We start from the raw sequence: 19,897 nt of genomic DNA, 5'->3' as shown, positions 1-19,897 counted from the left end.
TTTAAATATATGGCTAACAGCGAACCACTCAAAAAAATAAAAGCTCCAACTTTAAAAGATGTGGCAAAAGAGGCTGGGGTATCAATTGCTACTGTATCTCACGCAGTGAATAATACTGGCTCAATGAGTGCTGATGTTAAAAAGAAAGTCCAAAAAGTAATCAAAAAATTAGGTTATCAGCCAAATAAAGCCGCTCGCTCAATGCGAACTGGTAAAAGTATGACTATCGGTTTGATTTTACCTGACTTTCGTTATCCATTGTTTCCGGCTATTGCCAGAGAGGTAGAAATCGCTGCTAGTAAGTTTAATTATTCGGTTATTTTTGTGAATAGTTATGCTGACAATAAAACGGAAAAAGACTGTTTTCAACGTATGCTACAAATGGGAGTTGATGGCATCATTTGGTTCCCAGGTAGTCAAGAAGATACCGTTCCTACTTTAGCCAAAAATATTCCAATCATTGTGCTAGATCGAGATCTATCCAACTATGATGTATCTATTCCTAATCACTTCCAAGGCGGAAAACTCCAAGCTGAGCATTTACTCTCTTTAGGACACAAACGTATTGGAATTATTTCGGGACCGTTGATTGCGGATAACATGATTTTGCGTATAGATGGAGCGAAACAGGTTATTGAAAAAGCGGGGTTAAAGCTGCAGTGGGTTTGTGAAACTGGATTTCACGATTTATCACCTGAAGCTATTCAGCATATCCTCAAAAAAGATGTGACAGCCATAATAGCAGGTGATGATATGATCGCCATTAACATTTATACCGAACTAGAAAAGCTAGACAAAGATGTGCATAAAAACGTTTCCATTATTGGTTTCGATAATATTGCGTGGGCTGATATAGTCAAACCTGCACTTACGACTATTAATATACCAATAAAAGAGCTGGCTGCAGATTCGATTGATATGTTGCTAGCTCGAATAGAAAAGCCGAATACGCCGAGAAAAAAACGTGTAATAGATGTTTCTTTAGTGGCTCGTCATTCTGTAGTAAAAGTAACGGAATAACGCGCTTTCCAATGAAGTTTAAATGCTAAAGTTGAGATAACGAGGGAAAACTCATTTAAGCCTTCCCTCGGCACAAATACACTCAACTTAGGCGTAAATTATGGTAATGGAATATTCATTAATTTAATCATTAACTTTTCTAGTTTTTGAACATCAACGGTGAATACCACTGTTTCTTTTTGCTCCCCTACATCCGGCTGATATCCTTCAGCCCAAGATAAAGTATCTCCGTAAGTCGCTCCTTTATCAGTCATTACGTCAACGTACAAGTCTTCGGACTTATCGATTATTGACGGGTCAATGAAAATTGCTGACGCGATTTCATCCCATAAAGGAAAGTTAGGTTCAATCGTTCGAATATGCCTAGTCATTGTATTCTCGTTTTTTGACATGGCATCTAGTAAGTCTCGGCGAAGCTGAGTTGATGTGGATGGATCAACTGGCACCATAACGATTTTCTTCCATGGGGCACGCAGAGCAATGGACGCAGCCTCTGGATCCCAACGGAAATTAAATTCCCTACGAGGGGTATTGCCAAACTCGCGAGCAAAGTCGCTAGCAGCTTTATTATCTAAAGTTTGACGAGGATTTAAACTTCCCCCCATATAAATTAACTCCTTGGCTAAGCTAGCAAATTCTGGATCTAAACTTTGAGCAAGGGCAATATTCGTCATAGGGCCTGTTGCAAGGATAGTAATTTCTCCAGGAAACTCCCTTACTTTTCTAATTAAAAAGTTCGCAGCTATTTCGTTTGACGGCTTAGTACTAGGGTTCCCTTCAGCAAGATCAGGTACCTCATGCCATGGGTGATAACTTGGCAAGCTCTGCTCCGTATCTTCAACCCATTCTTTGTGCCACGCACCTTTCCAAGTAAGATTTCCATATAATTGTTCCCATAACGCTGTGGACTTTTCGTTATTTAGTAAAGGGTAAATCGCGCCGGGAATAACAGGAATATCTGAGCGATTTGCTAATTCTAACCATCGTAGGGCTTTAGCTACATTTGCATCTCGCCACATGTTTCCTGAAACGATAGTAACACCAACAACCTCGATTGACGGATCTTGAATTAACATCCATTGGGCTATGGCAAACCCATCCTCATCTATTATTACTTTACGTTTACTAGCTGCTTGTGAAAGGGGGGTAACGATAAACAAAATCAGTACAACAAGTAAATGATACATTAACGTGCTTTTGTTCTTTTTATAGGGCAACATATTTTCCTCTGTAGGTTGATTGCGCGAAGTTAATGAGCATAGATTGTGCCAATAAAAATGCGATTTAGACCTACTTTTTGTGTTCATTTTGAACAGTTTTACCTCTCTCCTGTTTGCTTAGCACAGTACTTGACCATTGGGTCAGGTTACTGCACCAAATTGTTCCATGCAGGCAAATTTTCACTAAATTTTTCTGATATAAACAATTTGTAACAATGTTGGCTGAAGCAAATAAAATGGGCTTTTTTATTTTTAAAAAATACTTTAAACCTGTTATCTGCGATCTCTTAACATTCCCTCTATTTTTGCCGAATAAAAGATTTTTAATAAACTCTTAGTTCCTTTATATTTTAAAAATATTGACGTTTGTACAGAGCTGCTCGTGCCGTCTCATTATGACTGCGAAATGCATATTTAAGAAAGTTTAAAAAACCAGATAGACCGTATTTTTAAAGGGAATAAAGATTTTAGATGTAGCAAAAAATGCATTATGCCTATAGCTGGTTTGGGGGTATTTCTGTGCATAATTTTGTTAGCGTGTTGCGTGTGTTATTTCTCTGTGGTTCTGATTTTTAATTGTCTCATTGGCAATTTAATATATGTTTTTCGATGCTACTTTTGCTACCTAATCTCGGCATGTCTGGCTCTTTAAATATTAACTAACAGAAGTAATTTTCATCAATCATAATGATATAATGATATTGCTTTAGTATTTAGGTTGTGTACTATGAATTCAATTATCTGAAAACGATAATTGTGAAACTCTAATTAATTAAACTATTGCTAAGGCTACAGTTTTGGCATGGTTCAGAACAAATATAAAAATTAAAAAGGTACATATTCATGAAAATCATAAAAAGCTTGCTGATAACCTTAGTGATTTCGGCAGGGATGTCTTTGTCTGTCCAAGCGCAAAATCTTGAAGACGACGCAATGCTGAAAAAATTTGTCGAATGGCATTTAGGTTTTACAACAAATGTTGAACAACGAGATAAAGATCTTGCCGCTAAAGTAGAGCCTCGCTGGGGACTGAGCGAGTTGCGTTTTCAACGTATTTGGCATAACCGCACTGATGGTTATTGGATCTATTATGAAACCAGTCAGCCTGATGTAAGACCTGATCGCAATCAAATCTGGCGACTGTATAGAAATGACTTCGGTAATTTAAAAGTGGATCTGTATTCTTTCAAAGATATAAAGAAAGGATTAACTTTTTGGGGAAAAGGCAACGAACCTAAAGCCTTTGCAAATATAAAAATGGACGAACTTTCAACCGTTGCTGGTTGTAACGCAACCTATCATTGGATTCCAGAATTTGAACGTTTTTCTGGGGTTAATACTCATGGAGAATGTTTCACTATCGGTAAGTCATACTTACTTCAACATGTGGAAATTTCAAAAATGGATGACGGAACCCTAGTGCGTAACGATTGGCACTCCTTTTACGATGAAAATGGCGTGGCCAAGCGAGGCGCTAAGTTTAAGCGCGGCGACCAAGGTCCTACTAAACACATCTATACAGAAACCTATGATCTTAACTAATCATAATGAGTGAACACCATTTAACTTCAAAGCAGCCATAAACGCATGGCTGCTTTTTTATATAAAACCTAACTACTTCAGTATCTCTCTTTATTCAAATCATCCAACCGATTGTCGGTTCTTGTTGCCAGCCTTTTGCAATAAAACTTAATCATTGCCTAGTTAAGTCAAAACAATCCCAAAATCTAACTCTATTTAGCTGCCTTTGATGTAGAGAGATAGTCGAAATAGGTTTGAGCATTTGTGATGGGTGTCTAGATAAAAATTGTCGCTTTTTAGCATGGGTGTCTAGTTAAAACTCTATTTAGCTTCCTTAGAAGTAGTGAGGTAGTTGAAATTGATGTGAGCTTTAGTGGTGGGTGTCTAGTTAATTCAGTTGCCGCTTTTTAACATGGGTGTCTAGATAAAGCTTTCTTTGAAATGAAAAATATCGAAAGAACAGGGTGTTGCACGTAATCGAGTCAAAAGATGCACAAAATAAGCACAAAAAACATACACCTGCGAAAAAGGTAGTGGCCGCCAGCATTGCTTGCTTTTTAATCTAAATGAATAAAAACGTTAATTATCATAACCTTGGATTTAAATTGAAATAACCTGTCCAGTTGGTCAAGAAATTGGCATTTTTCCTGCTACCTGAGTCCTAAACACTCTAGATTTCTACAAAAATTTATTCATCCACTTTCAAAAACACACTGCATGCACCAGGACTATGCAGCAATTAAAAATAACTTAAATTTTAATTCACATCAGGAAAGAAAAGAATGAAAACACGCGCTTTTAAGTCAGCTCCATTGGCGATTGCTATCGCACTTGTGTTAACCAATATGGCGGGGATTTCGGTTCATGCACAAGAGTCAGAAGCGCAAGCAGAAGGCATCATAAGGACCGCCACTGGCGAGCGAGAAATTGAGCAAATGGTGGTGACAGCCGAAAAGCGAAGTGAAAGCTTGCAAGACTTATCGCAAGCGGTTACTGCATTTTCAGGAAATAGCTTGGATCGTAAAAACATAACATCGTTTGTTGATTTGAGTGCTGTTTCCCCTGGCGTCACAGTGGCAAAAAATGAAGGTTTTAAAACGATCATTTCAATTCGTGGGGTGGGTAATGAAGCCAACCAGAATGCCACCGCAAACCCCTCAGTTTCCTATCATATGGATGGTATTTATATTGCCTCGCCCTACGCATTACAAACTGATTTTATTGATATTGAACGTATTGAAGTTTTACGAGGACCACAAGGAACCTTGTTTGGCCAAAACTCCACTGGTGGTGCCATCAATGTAATTAATAGTGCCCCAGATACCTCTGAATTTTATGGTAAAGCTGATCTCACTGTTGGCACCGATAATTTACTTAAATTCCGCGGTACAGTGAATGTGCCTATTAGTGAAGATTTGGCTATGCGAACATCCTTTAGCCGTGTTACCCAAGACGGTTATACACAAAATGTCTATAACGGCCCAAGCGTTATTAATCCCGGTGAAACTTTTGTCGGTAAAGACATGGATAATATTGATAATTTGTCATTTCGAACAGATTGGTTATACACCCCAAGCGAGACATTCAGCATTCGGCTTTTAGCTCAGGTGTTTAGTGGTGAATCAAATGGTGCAGGTATAAAAGGAATCGATGATCCCACACCAGGCGCCCGCTATTTATCTCAAGACACCGACTCATCTTATGAGCTTGACTCTACCATGGTAGGCTTAATTGCAGAGTGGGATGCAGGTTTTGCAACGATCAAATCCCTAAGTAGTTATCAAAAAGATGATATTACGGTTGTACGTGACAATGACCGCCACTCATTTTTAACCAACCCTGAAATTCAAATTAGTATTTTTAACCCTGAAAATAACGTTCAAACAACCTATACCCAAGAATTAAACGTGATTTCTAACGAACCTTTATTTGATAAGTTAGATTGGATAGTTGGGGTGTTTTATCTTGATACCGACATTGAAATTACTATTCGAGAAGAATTAGATAAAGGGCGTGACGGAATGTTAGACGGTTACATTCCTTCATTCCCTGAGGCATTTGGCGGTGACATTGGCTTTATTTCAGATTCCAACCCTAAACGGGAGTCTTTTTCAATTTATGGGCAAAGCACTTATCCAATATCTGACACAGTACGGCTAATCACGGGTCTTCGATATACCAAAGATGAAGTAGAGAGTACTGTGGCTAACTTCTTCAGTACTACCCCTGCGTTTATTAACCCAAAAACCGAAGACGTCACTGGACGAATCGCGGTTGAGCTAGATACCAGTGAAAGTAGTATGACCTACCTTTCTTACACTCGCGGTTTAAAACCTGGGGGCAGCAACTTAACATTCTCTGAGGGGGAAGATGCCCTTGTAAGAGAGTCATTTGAAGACGAAACTATCGATGCCTATGAGCTTGGCCTAAAAGCCGATTTAATGAATAGCCGAGTGCGTACTAACCTGGCGGCTTTTTACTACGACTATACTAATCTGCAGTTCCAAGCTTCAGACTATAATGAATTTGGTAGTGGGGTTTCAAACATCCCTGAGTCTTCCATTTATGGCGTGGAGTTTGAGTTAACTGCGCTTATGGGCGACTACTTTAGCCTTGATATGAAACTTGCGGCAATGGAGTCTGAGGTAACGGCTGATTATTTAGCCCTTGATAACCGTTTGCTCATCGAAGATGTATTTTTAGCCGACGGTGTTACCCCAGCTAAAGAAGAAATACATGGTGCTACAAGAGACGTTGCAGGCTTCCTACAGAATTTAAATGGCAACGAATTAGCCAAAACTCCTGGTTTTACCGCAGATATAACCTTGTCCTATGAAGATGAACTTGCCAACGGCGGCTATGTGCTTGCCAGCGTGCAATATACATATCGAGGGGAATTCCAACAACGGGTGTTTAATAATCCTGAAGTAGACACCGTCGATAATTACGACTTAGTGAATTTGACCTTGTCTTATGACGATCCTAGCGAAGTCTGGGGTGTGGATTTAATGGTTTACAATTTATTTGATGCCGATGGCATTAACTCAGCCATGACCGATGTCTTTGGTGTTAATGAAACCGGTTTTCAATATATCCCACCTCGCCAGATTATGGCTAAAGCAAGATATAACTTTTAATCGCAGTGGGTAAGTGGGGGACTTCGTATATGAAGAAAACGCAAAGACTTAAGTTGCAACCATTGGACTCTTTGCGTCGGCGCTTTTTGCAAAGTACAGCGTACTCGGCAATCAGTGTTGGCCTCTCACCCCTAGTTTTGGCGAATGAAGGTACTGAGCAAATGGCCGATAGTCGGCCATCACCATTGGGAGTGGATCCGCGTCCCGAACAAATGCTGCGTCATTTAAGACAGGCAAATATAGTTGCACAAAAAGCAATGGATTCCGGTCATCACCCTTTTGGCGCCATATTAGTTGCTGCAGATAATGAAACTGTCCTCATGCAGCAAGGAAATCTGAGTTCAGTGGAGCATGCCGAGTCTACGTTGGCGCAGCGTGCTGCAAAACAATATAGCGCTGAAGAATTATGGGGTATGACGTTATATTCAACGGCAGAACCTTGTGTTATGTGTGCTGGCACTCAGTATTGGGCTAATATCGGACGCTTAGTTTATGGTATATCAGAGAGGCAGCTATTAGATCTTACTGGCAATCATAGTGAAAACCCGACGTTAGATGTACCGAGTCGCTATGTATTTGATCGTGGTCAAAAGGCCATTAAAGTTTGGGGACCCATTGATGCAGTAGCAGAGGAAATTGCGGCCCTACATATCAATTTTTGGAAGTAGTCTTTCACGGCCTCTAAAACAGGCTAGCAAGGTGAAAGTAGCGATATTGTTTGTCTAATAGACAACCACGTGTGGCAAAGAACCTTAGTTTTGTTGTCATAAAAATGTCAAATCCCAGCCATTAACTCTTCATTTTTTTATTATCGCGAGTAAACCCTAAGCAAAGGTTTAAAATTCGAATTGAATTATTAGTTCAATTAATACATATACTTAGGTGTATGCGTTTACGGATCTTTTGTTTCCGTCCTTGATCTCAAAATTCTGTCTTACTTTGTAATAATACTGTCACACAATGCCCCTATCCTTGCCCTCAGATTTTATTGTTGGTTGTAAACCAACCCGATTCCACTCTAGGGTTTGATTGTATGAAACTTATAAAAACGTTGTCTGCAGCACTGTTCGTTAGTCTGTTGACTGGTCAAGCTGCTTTTGCGCAGCAAGACAAAGAATTACAACCTGTGGTAGATGCCGCAGCTGAAATTAACGAATCTGCCGCTGATTCCCAATCAAAGATCAACAATATCACTGATCAAATTGGCAGCAAGTTGCAGCAGTTTAAAACTATCAATAAAGAAATTGACGGATTGATGGTTTACAACGAGCAACTAAGAAAGCAAATCGCCAATCAACAACAGGAAATGTTGGATTTAAATAATGCCATTGACGAAGTGAGTGTGATTGAGCGTCAAATTACCCCTTTGATGATTCGCATGATTGATGGTTTAGCCCAGTTTGTGGAATTAGATGTGCCTTTCTTAGGCGAAGAGCGAGCGAATCGTATTATTGATTTACGTAACATGATGGACCGTGCAGACGTTGCTCCTTCTGAGAAGTTCAGACGGGTAATGGAAGCCTATCAAGTTGAAATGGATTACGGACGCACTTTGGAAGCTTACCCAGGCTTACACACAATTGAAGGTCAAGAGCGAAACGTTGATTTTCTACGCATAGGTAGAACCGCACTTATTTACCAAACTCGTGATGCAAGTATGCAAGGAATTTGGAATAAACAAACTCGTCAGTGGGAATCCCTTTCTTCTGACTACCGCACCCAAATCACTAAAGGTCTGAGAATGGCCAAGAAACAAATGGCACCTGATTTGTTGATGCTGCCAGTTGCGATTACGGATTAAGAGAGTAGACACCATGAGAAAATTATTTAGAAATACTGCTGTTCTTTTGGTCGCTACTTTTGCCGGAGCTACCTTTGCTCAGGAAAGTAAACCACTAGATTTAGATGCATTGCTTAAACAATTAGAGCAAGGCCAATACCAACAGAATCAACAAAATACTCAGCGTGAAAAAGAGTTCGTTCAAAAACGCGCAGAGCAAGATCAAATGCTTAGGGATGTTACTTCACAGCGTAATGGCGAACTGAATAACTCCGAGAAGCTAGAAACACAGTTTGAAGAGAATGAATTCAAATTAGCCGATTTAAATGATGCCTTGGATAAACGCCTTGGTTCTTTAAAAGAGCTATTTGGTGTTTTGCAGCAGGTTGCTGGCGACACCAAAAATAAATTCTATAACTCAACGGTTTCCGCCCAAATATCTGGTCGTTCTGAGTTTTTAGATGAGATGGCCCAGTCAATGGGAACCAGCTCTAAACTTGCATCAATTGAAGAAATAGAACGTGTTTGGTTTGAAATCCAACGTGAAATGACTGAGTCAGGTAAAGTCACTAAGTTTACAACTGATGTTGTCGAAGCTGGTGGCGCAAAAATTAACAAAGAAGTGGTTCGAGTTGGACCCTTTGCATTGGTTTCCGATGGTAAATACCTTAAGTATGAAGGCGAAACCGATACGGTTGCTGAATTAATTCGTCAACCTGCAGACCGTTATACTAGCAGCGCAACAGCCCTACAAAGCTCTGATGGTGAATTAGTTTCTTTCGGCCTAGATCCAACCGGTGGCACCATTCTAGGATTGCTTGTACAAGCTCCAAGTCTTGAAGAGCGTATTCATCAAGGTGACCTAGTGGGTTACATCATTATTGCTGTTGGTGCAGTGGGTATCTTAGTTGCTTTCTGGCGCTTCGTGGTACTGACATTAGTGGGTGCAAAAGTAAACTCACAGCTTAAATCTAGCAAAATCTCTGAAGGCAACCCTCTTGGTCGCGTGCTTAAAGTAAAAGATGAGCACCCACATGCCGACACCGAAGCCCTAGAGCTGCATTTAACAGAAGCAATCTTAGCGGAAGTGCCTAAGTTAGGTCGTTTCTTAACCTTAGTGAAGATGATTTCAGTGGTGGCACCTCTTGGTGGGCTACTTGGTACGGTTACCGGAATGATTGTGACCTTCCAACAAATTACCCTGTTTGGTACCGGTGACCCGAAAATTATGGCTGGCGGTATTTCATCTGCACTGATCACCACAGTACTTGGATTGGTTGTGGCAATACCTACTACGCTGCTTTATGCACTGCTTAGCACTCAGAGCAAAAATATTGTCGCGATTTTGCAAGAACAAGCAGCAGGTGTGATTGCCGAAAGAGCTGAAATTCAGTCTGGCACTAAGGCATAAGACGATGTTTGTAGAAATCTTTGAATCAATAAGAGACTTCACTGAAACGGGCGGGATTATCCTTCTGATAATCGGTGCACTGATTTTCGTGATGTGGATTTTGATACTCGAACGGATTTTCTATGTGACATATGGTCATAAGCAATTTAAAAAGCAGACCATTTCCACGTGGCAAGCTCGTAGTGATCGCAACTCATGGAATGCCCATCAAATTAGACAGGCAATGATTTCCAGAGTCAGTCTTAAATTACGCTTTAGTTTGCCAATTATCCAGGCGCTAGTGGCCCTATGTCCGCTATTGGGATTGATGGGAACAGTAACCGGAATGATAGTGGTGTTTGATGTAATGGCTATGTCTGGTGGTGGTAATGCCCGCTCCATGGCCGCGGGGGTTTCGCAAGCCACCATACCAACAATGGCAGGTATGGTTGGTGCGTTATCTGGCGTATTTGCCTCCACATGGTTAACACGAACGGCAAAAACTGAACGTTTACATCTAGAAGACGCATTGGAGATTCAACGCTAGGCCTAAGGTCAGCGTGAAGAAAGAGTATTTATGAGAAAAATTCAGAATTTAGTGGAAGAAGAAGAAGCAACAATCGACATGACACCCATGTTGGACGTGGTATTTATCATGTTGATCTTCTTTATCGTAACCGCTTCGTTTGTTAAAGAGTCAGGTATCGACGTAAACCGACCTGAAGCAGCAACCGCAGTGAAGAAAGATCGTGCCAACATCTTAGTGGCGATAAGCGACAAAGGTGAAATTTGGATTAATAAACGCCGAGTAGACGTACGCGCAGTGCAAGCAAATATTGAACGCTTAAAAGCTGAAAACCCACAGGGTACCGTGGTAATTCAAGCTGACCGCAAAGCGACTACTGAAACGCTTATTAAAGTCATGGATGCATCGCGGGCAGCGGGTGTCTACGACGTTTCTATCGCAGCACAAGAGTAAAATATAATGGCAAGACTCCTTCTAGCAGTTGTAGTGGCGTTTTTCATCACGGTGAGTTTGTTTTTTCTAATGCAAGCCCTTATCGCCAGTGGTGACCAGACGTTAGAAGATCCTAAGCCCGGTGCGGTGCTTGATTTCGTGCGCTTGAAAAAAGAAGAAACGGTGGAACAAAAAGACCGTAAGCCACGTAAGCCGCCTCCACCTAAAGAGCCACCGCCGCAGATGGAGCAACCACAAATGGACTCGCCAACGCCCGATGCTGATGGCAGTGGTATTGCCTTTGAAGCTGATGTAGGTGGTGATGTTGCCTTAGGTGGTGGTTTAGCACTGGAATCTGGTGACGGAGAATATCTTCCTATCGTAAAAGTTGCGCCTGTGTATCCGCGCAGAGCTTTGTCCCGTGGTATTGAAGGCTTTGTTATTGTTGAATTTACCGTGTCTAAGTTAGGCGCAGTAAAAGACATTCGTGTGGTTGAAGCGACGCCACCGGATATCTTCAACCAAGCAGCGATGGATGCCGCTCAGAAATTCAAATATAAACCTAGAGTTGTAAATGGTGAACCAGCAGAAGTGTCTGGTGTGCAAAATCGCATAACTTTCCAGATCGATGGTTAACTAAGAGGCACGCATGAAAATAACCCAATGCATTTTAGCCATCTTATTGGCAAGCTCATTCACACTGGTATCTTCTGTAGTAACTGCACCTGCTGCGGTGGCTCAAGATAACAGTGCCGGTGAAAGAAAAACGCGCAGAACCCCAGCCCTTCGTACCCGTGTATACGATCAATTGGCCAGAGCGCAAAAAGTGGCGGATGAAGGTAATACCGCAGAAGCCCTAGAAATATTGGATGTGGTAAAGTCGAAAGAAAGCTCTATGAACAGCTATGAGCTGGCTATGTTGCATAACTTCTATGGTTTTATTTACTACAATGTTGAAGATTATGATAAAGCAATCGCTTCATTTGAGGCCGTTGTAGAGCAACAACCGATTCCTGAATCATTTGAACAAAGCACGTTATTTAGTTTGGCTCAGTTACAAATGATGCGCGGCAATTATGATAAAACCATTGAATATCTAGAGCGCTGGGAAGCATTACAGCCAGGTAAGTTGCCGGTTAAAAATTTAGTGCTTAAAGCCCAAGCCATGTATCAGAAAAAGGACTATAACGCGGCCTCTGAATATATTAATGAAGCTATTTTACAGCAAGAAAATAGTGAAGAAGGCTACAAGGTAGACGAGAACTGGTACGTGCTGCAACGGGCTATCTACTATGAATTAAAACAGCCAGAAAAAGTCACTAAAGTGCTAGAGAAGATGGTTAAATTATTTGACCGTCCTGAGTATTGGGTGCAACTTGCTGGCATGTACGGTGAACTAGGCTTTGAAAAGAAACAGTTAGCAATTCTTGAAGCTGCCTATCAAAGTGATTACATCACCAAAGCCGCTGACGTTTTCAATTTGGCGCAACTTTATTACTATCATCAAGTTCCTTACAAGGGCGCAAGGTTAATGGAACAAGCCATGGAAAATGGTGTTCTAGAGAAAAACCTTCGCAATTTAAAGTTTTTAGCGCAAACCTGGACTTTAGCGAAAGAGCATGAAAAAGCCGTACCTGTGATGCGTTCAGCTGCAGCTTTATCGGAAGATGGCGAACTAGACGCACAACTTGCGCAAATTCTGTTGAATATGGACAGGTTTGAAGAAGCTATTGAAAGTGCTCAAACTGCATTAGAAAAAGGTGGCCTGAGAAATCAAGGTACAACACACTTAGTGTTGGGTATGTCTTATTTTAATCAAAAGCGTTATGTGGATGCGTTGAATCAACTCGCTGAAGCGGAGAAACACCCTACAAGTCGCGGTATGGCCCAACAGTGGAGTAAGTTCGTGCAATCGGAAAAATCCTCTACTGAGCAATTACAGGCTGAACTAAGCGCCTCTTAAGATTCTGTAAAAGCATAATATATTAATCCGTATCGTCATTTATTGGCATACGGATTGTATTCCTTAAAGAAATTCAACTAAACTTTTTAGCAATCGTAGTGTCGAAACAATTGGGCGTTTTATCTGCTATCAAACATGAACCCCTCAATTGTACTATGCTCTATCAGTTGACTTCACAAAGGAATTTCCATGTCATCCCATTTCAGTCACCTTTCGTCGCGTCTAACTCTTATTCTAAGTTTGGGTCTTGCCCTTATGTTTATTAGTGCCTGTAGCTCTAATAATATAGTCATGGACACAGACCAAAATACCAATTTTGGGAATTTTAAGAGTTACTCTGTGATTTCCAAAAATACAGAAGACAGCTTGAGCGCGAACCGTCTAATTTCACAAGTCTCACAATTTCTTGAAGCCAATAACAAATTGATAGGTGACGTCGGCTATACCGACGCAGTGGTTGAACTCGATCATTACATTGACTATCGAGATAACGATAGTAGTTTTTCTATTGGACTTGGGACTGGTTCGTTTGGTCGGTCTGGTGGCGTAAGTATTGGCGGCGGAGTGAGTCTGCCTATAGGCTCAGATCAAATACCGGTTGCTGTGGTCAGTATGAAAGTCCTAGTTAATGATAGGTTAGTATGGTCAGCAACCAATAATCATGACTTTAAGACAGACAACAGTGGAAGTTTAGCGAAAGCTCAGAGTGTCGCGATAGAGCAGCTCCTAGAGCGCTTTCCGCTATCTCGTAGTGGTTCCTAAATCGTTTTAAATATTCAGTTACTTATTTTATCTGGTAAATTTTATAACTCTCCGTATTATTAAACTTAAACAACAAAATAGGGACATTTCTCCAATGCGTATAGCTGTCACTTTACTGGTCTCCGGTATCTTTCTATCGGCCTGCTCAAACAACAAAGAACCTGAAATGCAAACTTATCCAAGATTAAAACAACTCACCACTGCAGCTCCAGTAGCGGCAAAACAAGAATATACTGCGAAGTATCATGGAAAAGAGTTAAGCGACCCTTACAATTGGCTCAAAGACTCTGGTTATCCTGAAGTAGATGACAAACCTATTCTCGATTATTTGACTAAAGAAAATAGTTATTTCGACGAATTTTTAGCACCAAACAAGCCATTAATTGACACTATTTTTGAGGAGTTTAAAGGTCGTACTAACGAAAAGGACGAATCTGTTCCTTGGATCGATAATGGCTATGAATATCGTTGGTATTATCGGGAAGGAGAAGAGTATCGCACTCGCAGCCGCAAAAATATTGCCACCGGTGAAGAAGTGGTTTTTCTTGATGAAACTAAGTTAGCCAAAGATTTTGACTATTTCAGTTTAGGTGACTGGGACATTAGCCCAGACAACCGTTTCTTAGTTTACTCATTCAACACCGATGGAGCAGAACGTTATATTGCTCGTATTGTAGACCTGCAAACAGGCAAGTATTTAGAAGATGAAATTCCTGAACTCAATGGTTCGGTTGCATTTAGTGCTGATAGCCAGTCAATTATCTACGGAAAATTGGAAAAAGATAAGTGGCGTACAGCAAGTGTAAATGTTCATAAAATTGGTAGTGATATTGCTGAAGACAAAATATTGATTAGTGAAGCAGATGATGGATTTTTCTTAGGATTCAATTACAGCAGCGATAAACAATATTTGATTATTTCTTCTGGTCAACGGGAAGTGACGGAATATCACGTGTTAGCAAGTAACGATTTGTTTGCTACGCCAACTAAATTAATTGCTAGAGAGCAAGGTTTTTCCAGCATTGTCGACCATGCCAATGGCAAGTTCTATATTTTAGCTAATGACACCCATAAGAATTTCCGCTTAGCCAGTGTGGATGATGAGCAACCAAGCTTTGATAACTGGCAAACTTTAATTGAAGGTTCTGACGACCTGTACTTGTTAGGAATACAAACCTTCAAAGACTTCATAGTATTACAAGCTAGAGAAAAAGGAATTGATAAAATTCGCATTCGAGATTACCAAGGAAACTCACATGATGTTGAATTTCCAGAGCAGGTTTACTCGGCTTCTTTAGGTAATAGTTCAGAGTTTGAGCAAAGCTTTGTGCGTGTTGATTATGAATCCATGGTAACCCCCCATACTGTTTTCGATTACGACGTTGGAGCTAAATCGTTACAGACTAGAAAAGTAAATGAAGTTCCATCTGGTTATGATAAATCTCAATATGTGACTGAACGTATTATGGCGCCCTCAAGAGATGGTATCGAGGTTCCGGTTTCCATTGTGTACAAAAAAGGTTTTAAAAAGAACGGTGAGCAACCATTGCATTTGTATGGTTACGGAGCCTACGGGATCACAATTCCTCCAGGCTTTTCCACACTAAGATTGAGTTTATTAGATAGAGGTTTTGCTTTTGCCATAGCGCATGTGCGCGGAAGCGATATCCTAGGGTATAAGTGGTATTTGGACGGTAAACTTGAAAAACGTAATAATGCCTTTAATGATTTTGTTGATGCAGCACGCTATTTAGTTAAAGAAAAGTATGTGTCTGAAGGCAATATCTCTATTTCTGGTCGTAGTGCTGGTGGTGAGTTAATGGGGGCGGTAACCAATCAGGCACCAGAATTATGGCGCTCTGTCACTTTAGGAGTACCTTTTGTGGACGTGCTTAATACCATGCTTGATGCGTCACTGCCGCTTACCCCTCCTGAATGGTCGGAGTGGGGCAATCCCATAGAAGATTCTGCAGCCTATGATCTTATCGCCAGTTATTCTCCTTATGACAACATTGTAGCTAAAGATTATCCGCCTATGTTAGTGAGTGGCGGTATCAATGACCCGCGTGTTACTTATTGGGAACCGGCTAAATGGACAGCTAAGATGCGTGAGATGAAAACCGATGACAACCTGCTTATTATGCGCATTAATATGGGGGCAGGGCATTTCGCTAATAGCGGTAGATATGGCCGACTACGTGATTACGCAGAAGAGTATGCGTTTATTTTGAAGAGTCATGGTATCGACCAATAGATGCGAGATTAATTGATAACTACTCAAGCCCGATGAAAGTCGGGCTTTTTTATTTGCAGATTAATTTAACCCGGACTCAGGTTTATTTGGTTGATATTTTCAGTCATCATCAGACCAAATTCAGCAATTATCAGACCAAAGTTAACGCAATACTTGTTACAACTAGTCTCTTTTCGTTAAACTGAGCAAAAATATCTTGGAAGCAACCTTGCATTCACTTACATCTCTGCACACTTTTGGGCTAACTGCGCACAGCAAACAATTGATTTCAGTTGATAATGACTTCTCAACTTTAGAAGACATTGAAGGACCTTTGTGGATTCTAGGCGAAGGCAGTAATTGTATCTTCTTGGAAGATTTTGATGGCTCAGTAATCAAAATTGATTCTAAAGGTAAGACAGTCGAAGAGTTTAGTGATTATTATCAATTAACAGTTAGCAGCGGCGAAAACTGGCATCAATTAGTGTGCTTCTGCATGCAAAACAATATTTTTGGACTGGAAAATCTGGCCTTGATACCGGGCTCTGTAGGCGCAGCTCCGATACAAAACATTGGCGCTTACGGTGTTGAATTAAATCAGTTTATCAAGGAAGTGGTGTGCACTGAAATTAGCACCGGTGAAAAACATATATTATCTAATGAAGAATGTCAGTTTGGCTATCGTGACAGTATCTTTAAGCGTCAGTTAGCTGGAAAGGTCATCATTACGCAGGTTGTGCTGCATATTCCAAAGCGTTGGCAAGCATGTAACCACTATGGTGAGTTAGCCAAACTCAAACAACCTAGTCCGGAACAAATTTTTAATCAAGTGGTAGCTATCCGTAAAGCCAAACTGCCTGATCCTAATGAAATTGGTAACGCCGGTAGCTTTTTTAAAAATCCTTTAGTAAGCAATAAACATTACGCAAGCCTGCAATGTGATTGGCCTGATTTGCCTTGCTTTCCGGTGGATCACAATAGCGTAAAAGTGCCTGCAGCTTGGTTGATCGATCATCTTGGGTTCAAGGGAAAACAATTAGGGGGCATTCAGTGCCACCCAAATCAGCCTCTAGTACTGACTAATAACGGTCAAGGTAATGGGGCTGAATTGTTAGAAATGGCGCGTCAAATACAAACTAAAGTAGAAAATACATTTTCTATCCACTTAGAAAACGAAGTGCGTTTAATCGGTAAAAAAGGGTTGGTAATGCTGTGACGTTTAATTTTTCTCGTACCTTGATTTTGCAACGCTTGGCTGATGGGCAATTCCATTCTGGTGAACTATTAGGCCAAGAGCTTGGCCTGAGTCGAGCAGCTGTTTCAAAACATATTAAAGGTTTATGTGACTTAGGTTTAGATATATTTAGTGTGACCGGTAAAGGATATCGTTTAGCTAAACCTTTGACTTTGTTAGAGCACCGCAAAATCGCCCAGTTATTACCGCAAGTCATGCAATCTCAGATAAATGTACAAAATGTAATTGACTCAACTAATCAATTTATTAGAGATATGAAGGTTACTCCAAGCAATGGTTATGTGTGCTTAGCTGAAGCGCAGACAGCCGGAAGAGGTCGTAGAGGACGCACTTGGGTATCGCCCTATGGTTCAAGTATTTATATGTCGATGTTCTGGTCCTTTGCTGGTGGATATCAAGCAATTAACGGCTTGAGTCTGGTAATTGGTATTGCCGTAGTTAACGCCTTACAAAAACTTTCCGTAAAAGGTGCGATGCTTAAATGGCCAAACGATGTTTATCTGCAAGATAAGAAGCTAGCAGGTATTTTAGTTGAAGTAGAAGGTCAAATGGGCGCTGCCTGTGATTGTATTTTGGGTATTGGGTTAAATATTGACTTACCCACTAAAAATTTAGAAATCGACCAACCCTGGACGGATTTGGCTCAGGCCACAGGAATGACAATTGATCGGAATGAGCTTGCTGCTGCGTTAATTGATGAACTAACTAAAGCATTAAATACCTTTGAAGAGCATGGTTTGAAGCCCTTTATTCACACCTGGGCGGAGTTGGATTATTTTTATGATAAACCAGTTAAATTACTTATCGGTAACGAGAGTGTATTTGGCACAGTCAAAGGTATCGCTGATGATGGTGCTTTACTATTAGAAAAAGATGGCAAACTTGAAACGTATCATGGGGGGGAAATTAGTGTCCGACCAGCATGATATTCTATTGATAGATGTTGGCAATAGCCGAATTAAGTATGCGCAAGTTGCCAGTGCTGAAAGTAAAGTTTGCACTCAAGTCTGTGAGTCCATTGACGACCTAGATCAGCAAATCCGTCAGGCGCAGTGTGTGATAGCTGCAAGTGTTCAAAATGATCAAGTTGTACAAACAATTAAACAGTTATGTTTATCCTACGATATCCCCTTCAAACAGGTGGTAACAGAAACATCAGCCTTTGGGATTAGTTGTGCATATCAACAGTTTCAAACTCTGGGCATTGATCGCTGGTTAGCAGTTCTCGGTTCCCGCATACATACTCAGTTACCCGTCGCCATATTAGATTTAGGCACAGCTGCTACTTGTGATGTCATAGTTGATAATCAGCATTTAGGCGGGTGGATAGCACCGGGTTTTCAATTAATGCGCAGTGCGGTAACAAGTCAAACTTCAAAGGTGTTTGGTGACAAGCAAACTCCTGAATCGTTAATCCTCGGAAAAAGCACACCTGAGTGCGTCAATATGGGTGGCTTGGCGATGTTAGAAGGTTTTTTGTACAGCACCCGCAAATTAATTAGTGCTTATAACGAGGATTACAGAATATTTTTATGCGGTGGAGATGGAACTTTGCTTAAAAATATTGTTGATGAAAAAGTGCAATTTAAGCCAGATTTGGTTTTAGAAGGCTTAAGTCGTTTTATTCCTAAAAAATAATTAAAAATATTTTTATTAAAAATTGCTGTAAAAAAACACAATTATTTTTGCTAATTCTCTTCATCAGTAGGTTTTTTAGGCAACTAAACCATTAATTTAAATAAATCTGCATTTTTTCCTTATTTTTTCGAAATATACTCTTGCGCCCATAGGATCATTACTCTAGAATGCGCACCCACTTGATGCAGTGCCGACTTAGCTCAGTTGGTAGAGCAACTGACTTGTAATCAGTAGGTCGCCAGTTCGACTCCGGCAGTCGGCACCATCAATCCTGGAGGGGTACCCAAGCGGTCAACGGGAGCAGACTGTAAATCTGCCGGCTCAGCCTTCGCAGGTTCGAATCCTGCCCCCTCCACCATTTTTACTGTGCACCTGCAGTTTAATCAGGTGTATGGTGTGACGCAATGTGTCACGCCACCACTTTCAACAAGGTGGATAGAGAATAGGTTTGCGAGCATCGTATAATGGCTATTACCTCAGCCTTCCAAGCTGATGATGTGGGTTCGATTCCCACTGCTCGCTCCAAATTTAGTGCTGATATGGCTCAGTTGGTAGAGCGCACCCTTGGTAAGGGTGAGGTCGGCAGTTCGAATCTGCCTATCAGCACCAGTTCTCCCCCCAACTTATTGATTAGGTTTTTTTTAATTACTTTGCTAGGAAAAATTTAAGATGGCAAAAGAAAAGTTTGAACGTACGAAACCCCACGTAAACGTCGGTACAATTGGCCACGTTGACCATGGTAAAACGACGCTAACAGCGGCAATCACTACAGTTCTAGCAAAGACCTATGGTGGTGCTGCATCAGCGTTTGATCAAATCGATAACGCTCCAGAAGAGCGTGAACGTGGTATCACAATTTCAACGTCTCACGTTGAATACGATACTCCTTCACGTCACTATGCACACGTAGATTGCCCAGGACACGCGGATTATGTTAAGAACATGATCACTGGTGCTGCGCAAATGGACGGCGGAATCTTGGTTGTTGCGGCAACTGATGGTCCTATGCCTCAAACACGT

At 40.9% G+C, this 19,897-nt stretch carries 17 protein-coding genes and 4 tRNA genes; 20 read left to right on the top strand and 1 reads right to left on the bottom strand.

Translation table 11 applies throughout. The features are described 5' to 3' along the window. Positions 1 to 9: 9 nt before the first annotated feature. Entirely contained in the window at positions 10 to 1,020 is a 1,011-nt protein-coding gene (locus ABJV04_RS08710; protein WP_348491134.1) for a LacI family DNA-binding transcriptional regulator, read from the top strand. Positions 1,021 to 1,118: 98 nt separating this feature from the next. On the opposite strand, the gene ABJV04_RS08705 is transcribed toward ABJV04_RS08710, so the two are convergent. Beyond that, positions 1,119 to 2,207 (bottom strand): nucleoside hydrolase, encoded by a 1,089-nt coding sequence (locus ABJV04_RS08705; protein ID WP_348491133.1) that lies wholly within the window; start codon positions 2,205 to 2,207, stop codon positions 1,119 to 1,121. A gap of 876 nt (positions 2,208 to 3,083) precedes the next feature. Here ABJV04_RS08705 and ABJV04_RS08700 point away from each other — a divergent pair. From ABJV04_RS08700 to ABJV04_RS08610, 19 genes are all read left to right on the top strand, one after another. Then, entirely contained in the window at positions 3,084 to 3,782 is a 699-nt protein-coding gene (locus ABJV04_RS08700; protein ID WP_348491132.1) for a CpcT/CpeT family chromophore lyase, read from the top strand. A gap of 761 nt (positions 3,783 to 4,543) precedes the next feature. Continuing rightward, entirely contained in the window at positions 4,544 to 6,898 is a 2,355-nt protein-coding gene (locus ABJV04_RS08695) for a TonB-dependent receptor (protein WP_348491131.1), read from the top strand. A gap of 29 nt (positions 6,899 to 6,927) precedes the next feature. Further along, positions 6,928 to 7,566 (top strand): nucleoside deaminase, encoded by a 639-nt coding sequence (locus ABJV04_RS08690; protein ID WP_348491130.1) that lies wholly within the window; start codon positions 6,928 to 6,930, stop codon positions 7,564 to 7,566. 365 nt (positions 7,567 to 7,931) lie between these two features. Next, positions 7,932 to 8,699, top strand: a complete 768-nt coding sequence (locus ABJV04_RS08685) for a DUF3450 domain-containing protein (RefSeq protein WP_348491129.1) — start codon at positions 7,932 to 7,934, stop codon at positions 8,697 to 8,699. A 13-nt stretch (positions 8,700 to 8,712) separates the two neighbouring features. Continuing rightward, on the top strand, positions 8,713 to 10,089 hold the full coding sequence (locus ABJV04_RS08680; protein WP_348491128.1) for a MotA/TolQ/ExbB proton channel family protein: 1,377 nt from the start codon (positions 8,713 to 8,715) through the stop codon (positions 10,087 to 10,089). A 4-nt stretch (positions 10,090 to 10,093) separates the two neighbouring features. Beyond that, the gene (locus tag ABJV04_RS08675; protein WP_216046392.1) at positions 10,094 to 10,615 is read left to right on the top strand and encodes a MotA/TolQ/ExbB proton channel family protein; all 522 of its coding nucleotides are present in this window, start codon (positions 10,094 to 10,096) and stop codon (positions 10,613 to 10,615) included. Positions 10,616 to 10,645: 30 nt separating this feature from the next. Then, positions 10,646 to 11,047 (top strand): biopolymer transporter ExbD, encoded by a 402-nt coding sequence (locus ABJV04_RS08670; RefSeq protein ID WP_008845615.1) that lies wholly within the window; start codon positions 10,646 to 10,648, stop codon positions 11,045 to 11,047. 6 nt (positions 11,048 to 11,053) lie between these two features. Beyond that, positions 11,054 to 11,662, top strand: a complete 609-nt coding sequence (locus ABJV04_RS08665) for an energy transducer TonB (protein ID WP_348491127.1) — start codon at positions 11,054 to 11,056, stop codon at positions 11,660 to 11,662. Positions 11,663 to 11,675: 13 nt separating this feature from the next. Beyond that, entirely contained in the window at positions 11,676 to 12,989 is a 1,314-nt protein-coding gene (locus tag ABJV04_RS08660) for a tetratricopeptide repeat protein (protein WP_348491126.1), read from the top strand. A 189-nt stretch (positions 12,990 to 13,178) separates the two neighbouring features. Next, positions 13,179 to 13,751 (top strand): DUF4136 domain-containing protein, encoded by a 573-nt coding sequence (locus ABJV04_RS08655; protein WP_348491125.1) that lies wholly within the window; start codon positions 13,179 to 13,181, stop codon positions 13,749 to 13,751. Between the two features lie 94 nt (positions 13,752 to 13,845). Then, complete coding sequence (locus ABJV04_RS08650; protein ID WP_348491124.1) at positions 13,846 to 16,005, top strand: S9 family peptidase; 2,160 nt, start codon at positions 13,846 to 13,848, stop codon at positions 16,003 to 16,005. A 208-nt stretch (positions 16,006 to 16,213) separates the two neighbouring features. Beyond that, a complete protein-coding gene (murB, locus tag ABJV04_RS08645; protein WP_348491123.1) occupies positions 16,214 to 17,200 on the top strand; it encodes a UDP-N-acetylmuramate dehydrogenase in 987 nt (328 codons plus the stop codon). Further along, entirely contained in the window at positions 17,197 to 18,165 is a 969-nt protein-coding gene (gene birA, locus ABJV04_RS08640) for a bifunctional biotin--[acetyl-CoA-carboxylase] ligase/biotin operon repressor BirA (protein ID WP_348491122.1), read from the top strand. Before murB ends, birA begins: the two co-directional genes overlap by 4 nt. Beyond that, positions 18,149 to 18,877 carry a type III pantothenate kinase gene (locus ABJV04_RS08635; protein WP_348491121.1) on the top strand — a complete coding sequence of 243 codons (729 nt, stop codon included), beginning with the start codon at positions 18,149 to 18,151 and terminating at the stop codon, positions 18,875 to 18,877. Before birA ends, ABJV04_RS08635 begins: the two co-directional genes overlap by 17 nt. Before the next feature lie 189 nt (positions 18,878 to 19,066). Continuing rightward, a tRNA-Thr gene (locus tag ABJV04_RS08630) sits at positions 19,067 to 19,142 on the top strand. Between the two features lie 8 nt (positions 19,143 to 19,150). Continuing rightward, a tRNA-Tyr gene (locus ABJV04_RS08625) sits at positions 19,151 to 19,235 on the top strand. 92 nt (positions 19,236 to 19,327) lie between these two features. Beyond that, a tRNA-Gly gene (locus ABJV04_RS08620) sits at positions 19,328 to 19,402 on the top strand. Between the two features lie 8 nt (positions 19,403 to 19,410). Then, positions 19,411 to 19,486 (top strand) — tRNA-Thr (locus ABJV04_RS08615). Between the two features lie 60 nt (positions 19,487 to 19,546). Continuing rightward, positions 19,547 to 19,897 (top strand): GTP-binding protein (locus tag ABJV04_RS08610; RefSeq protein WP_348491120.1); only part of this gene is annotated, 351 nt, incomplete at its 3' end.

It is taken from the genome of Aliiglaciecola sp. (genome assembly GCF_039982535.1).
Classification (GTDB): domain Bacteria; phylum Pseudomonadota; class Gammaproteobacteria; order Enterobacterales; family Alteromonadaceae; genus Aliiglaciecola.
This window is presented reverse-complemented; position numbering and strand designations above follow the sequence as displayed.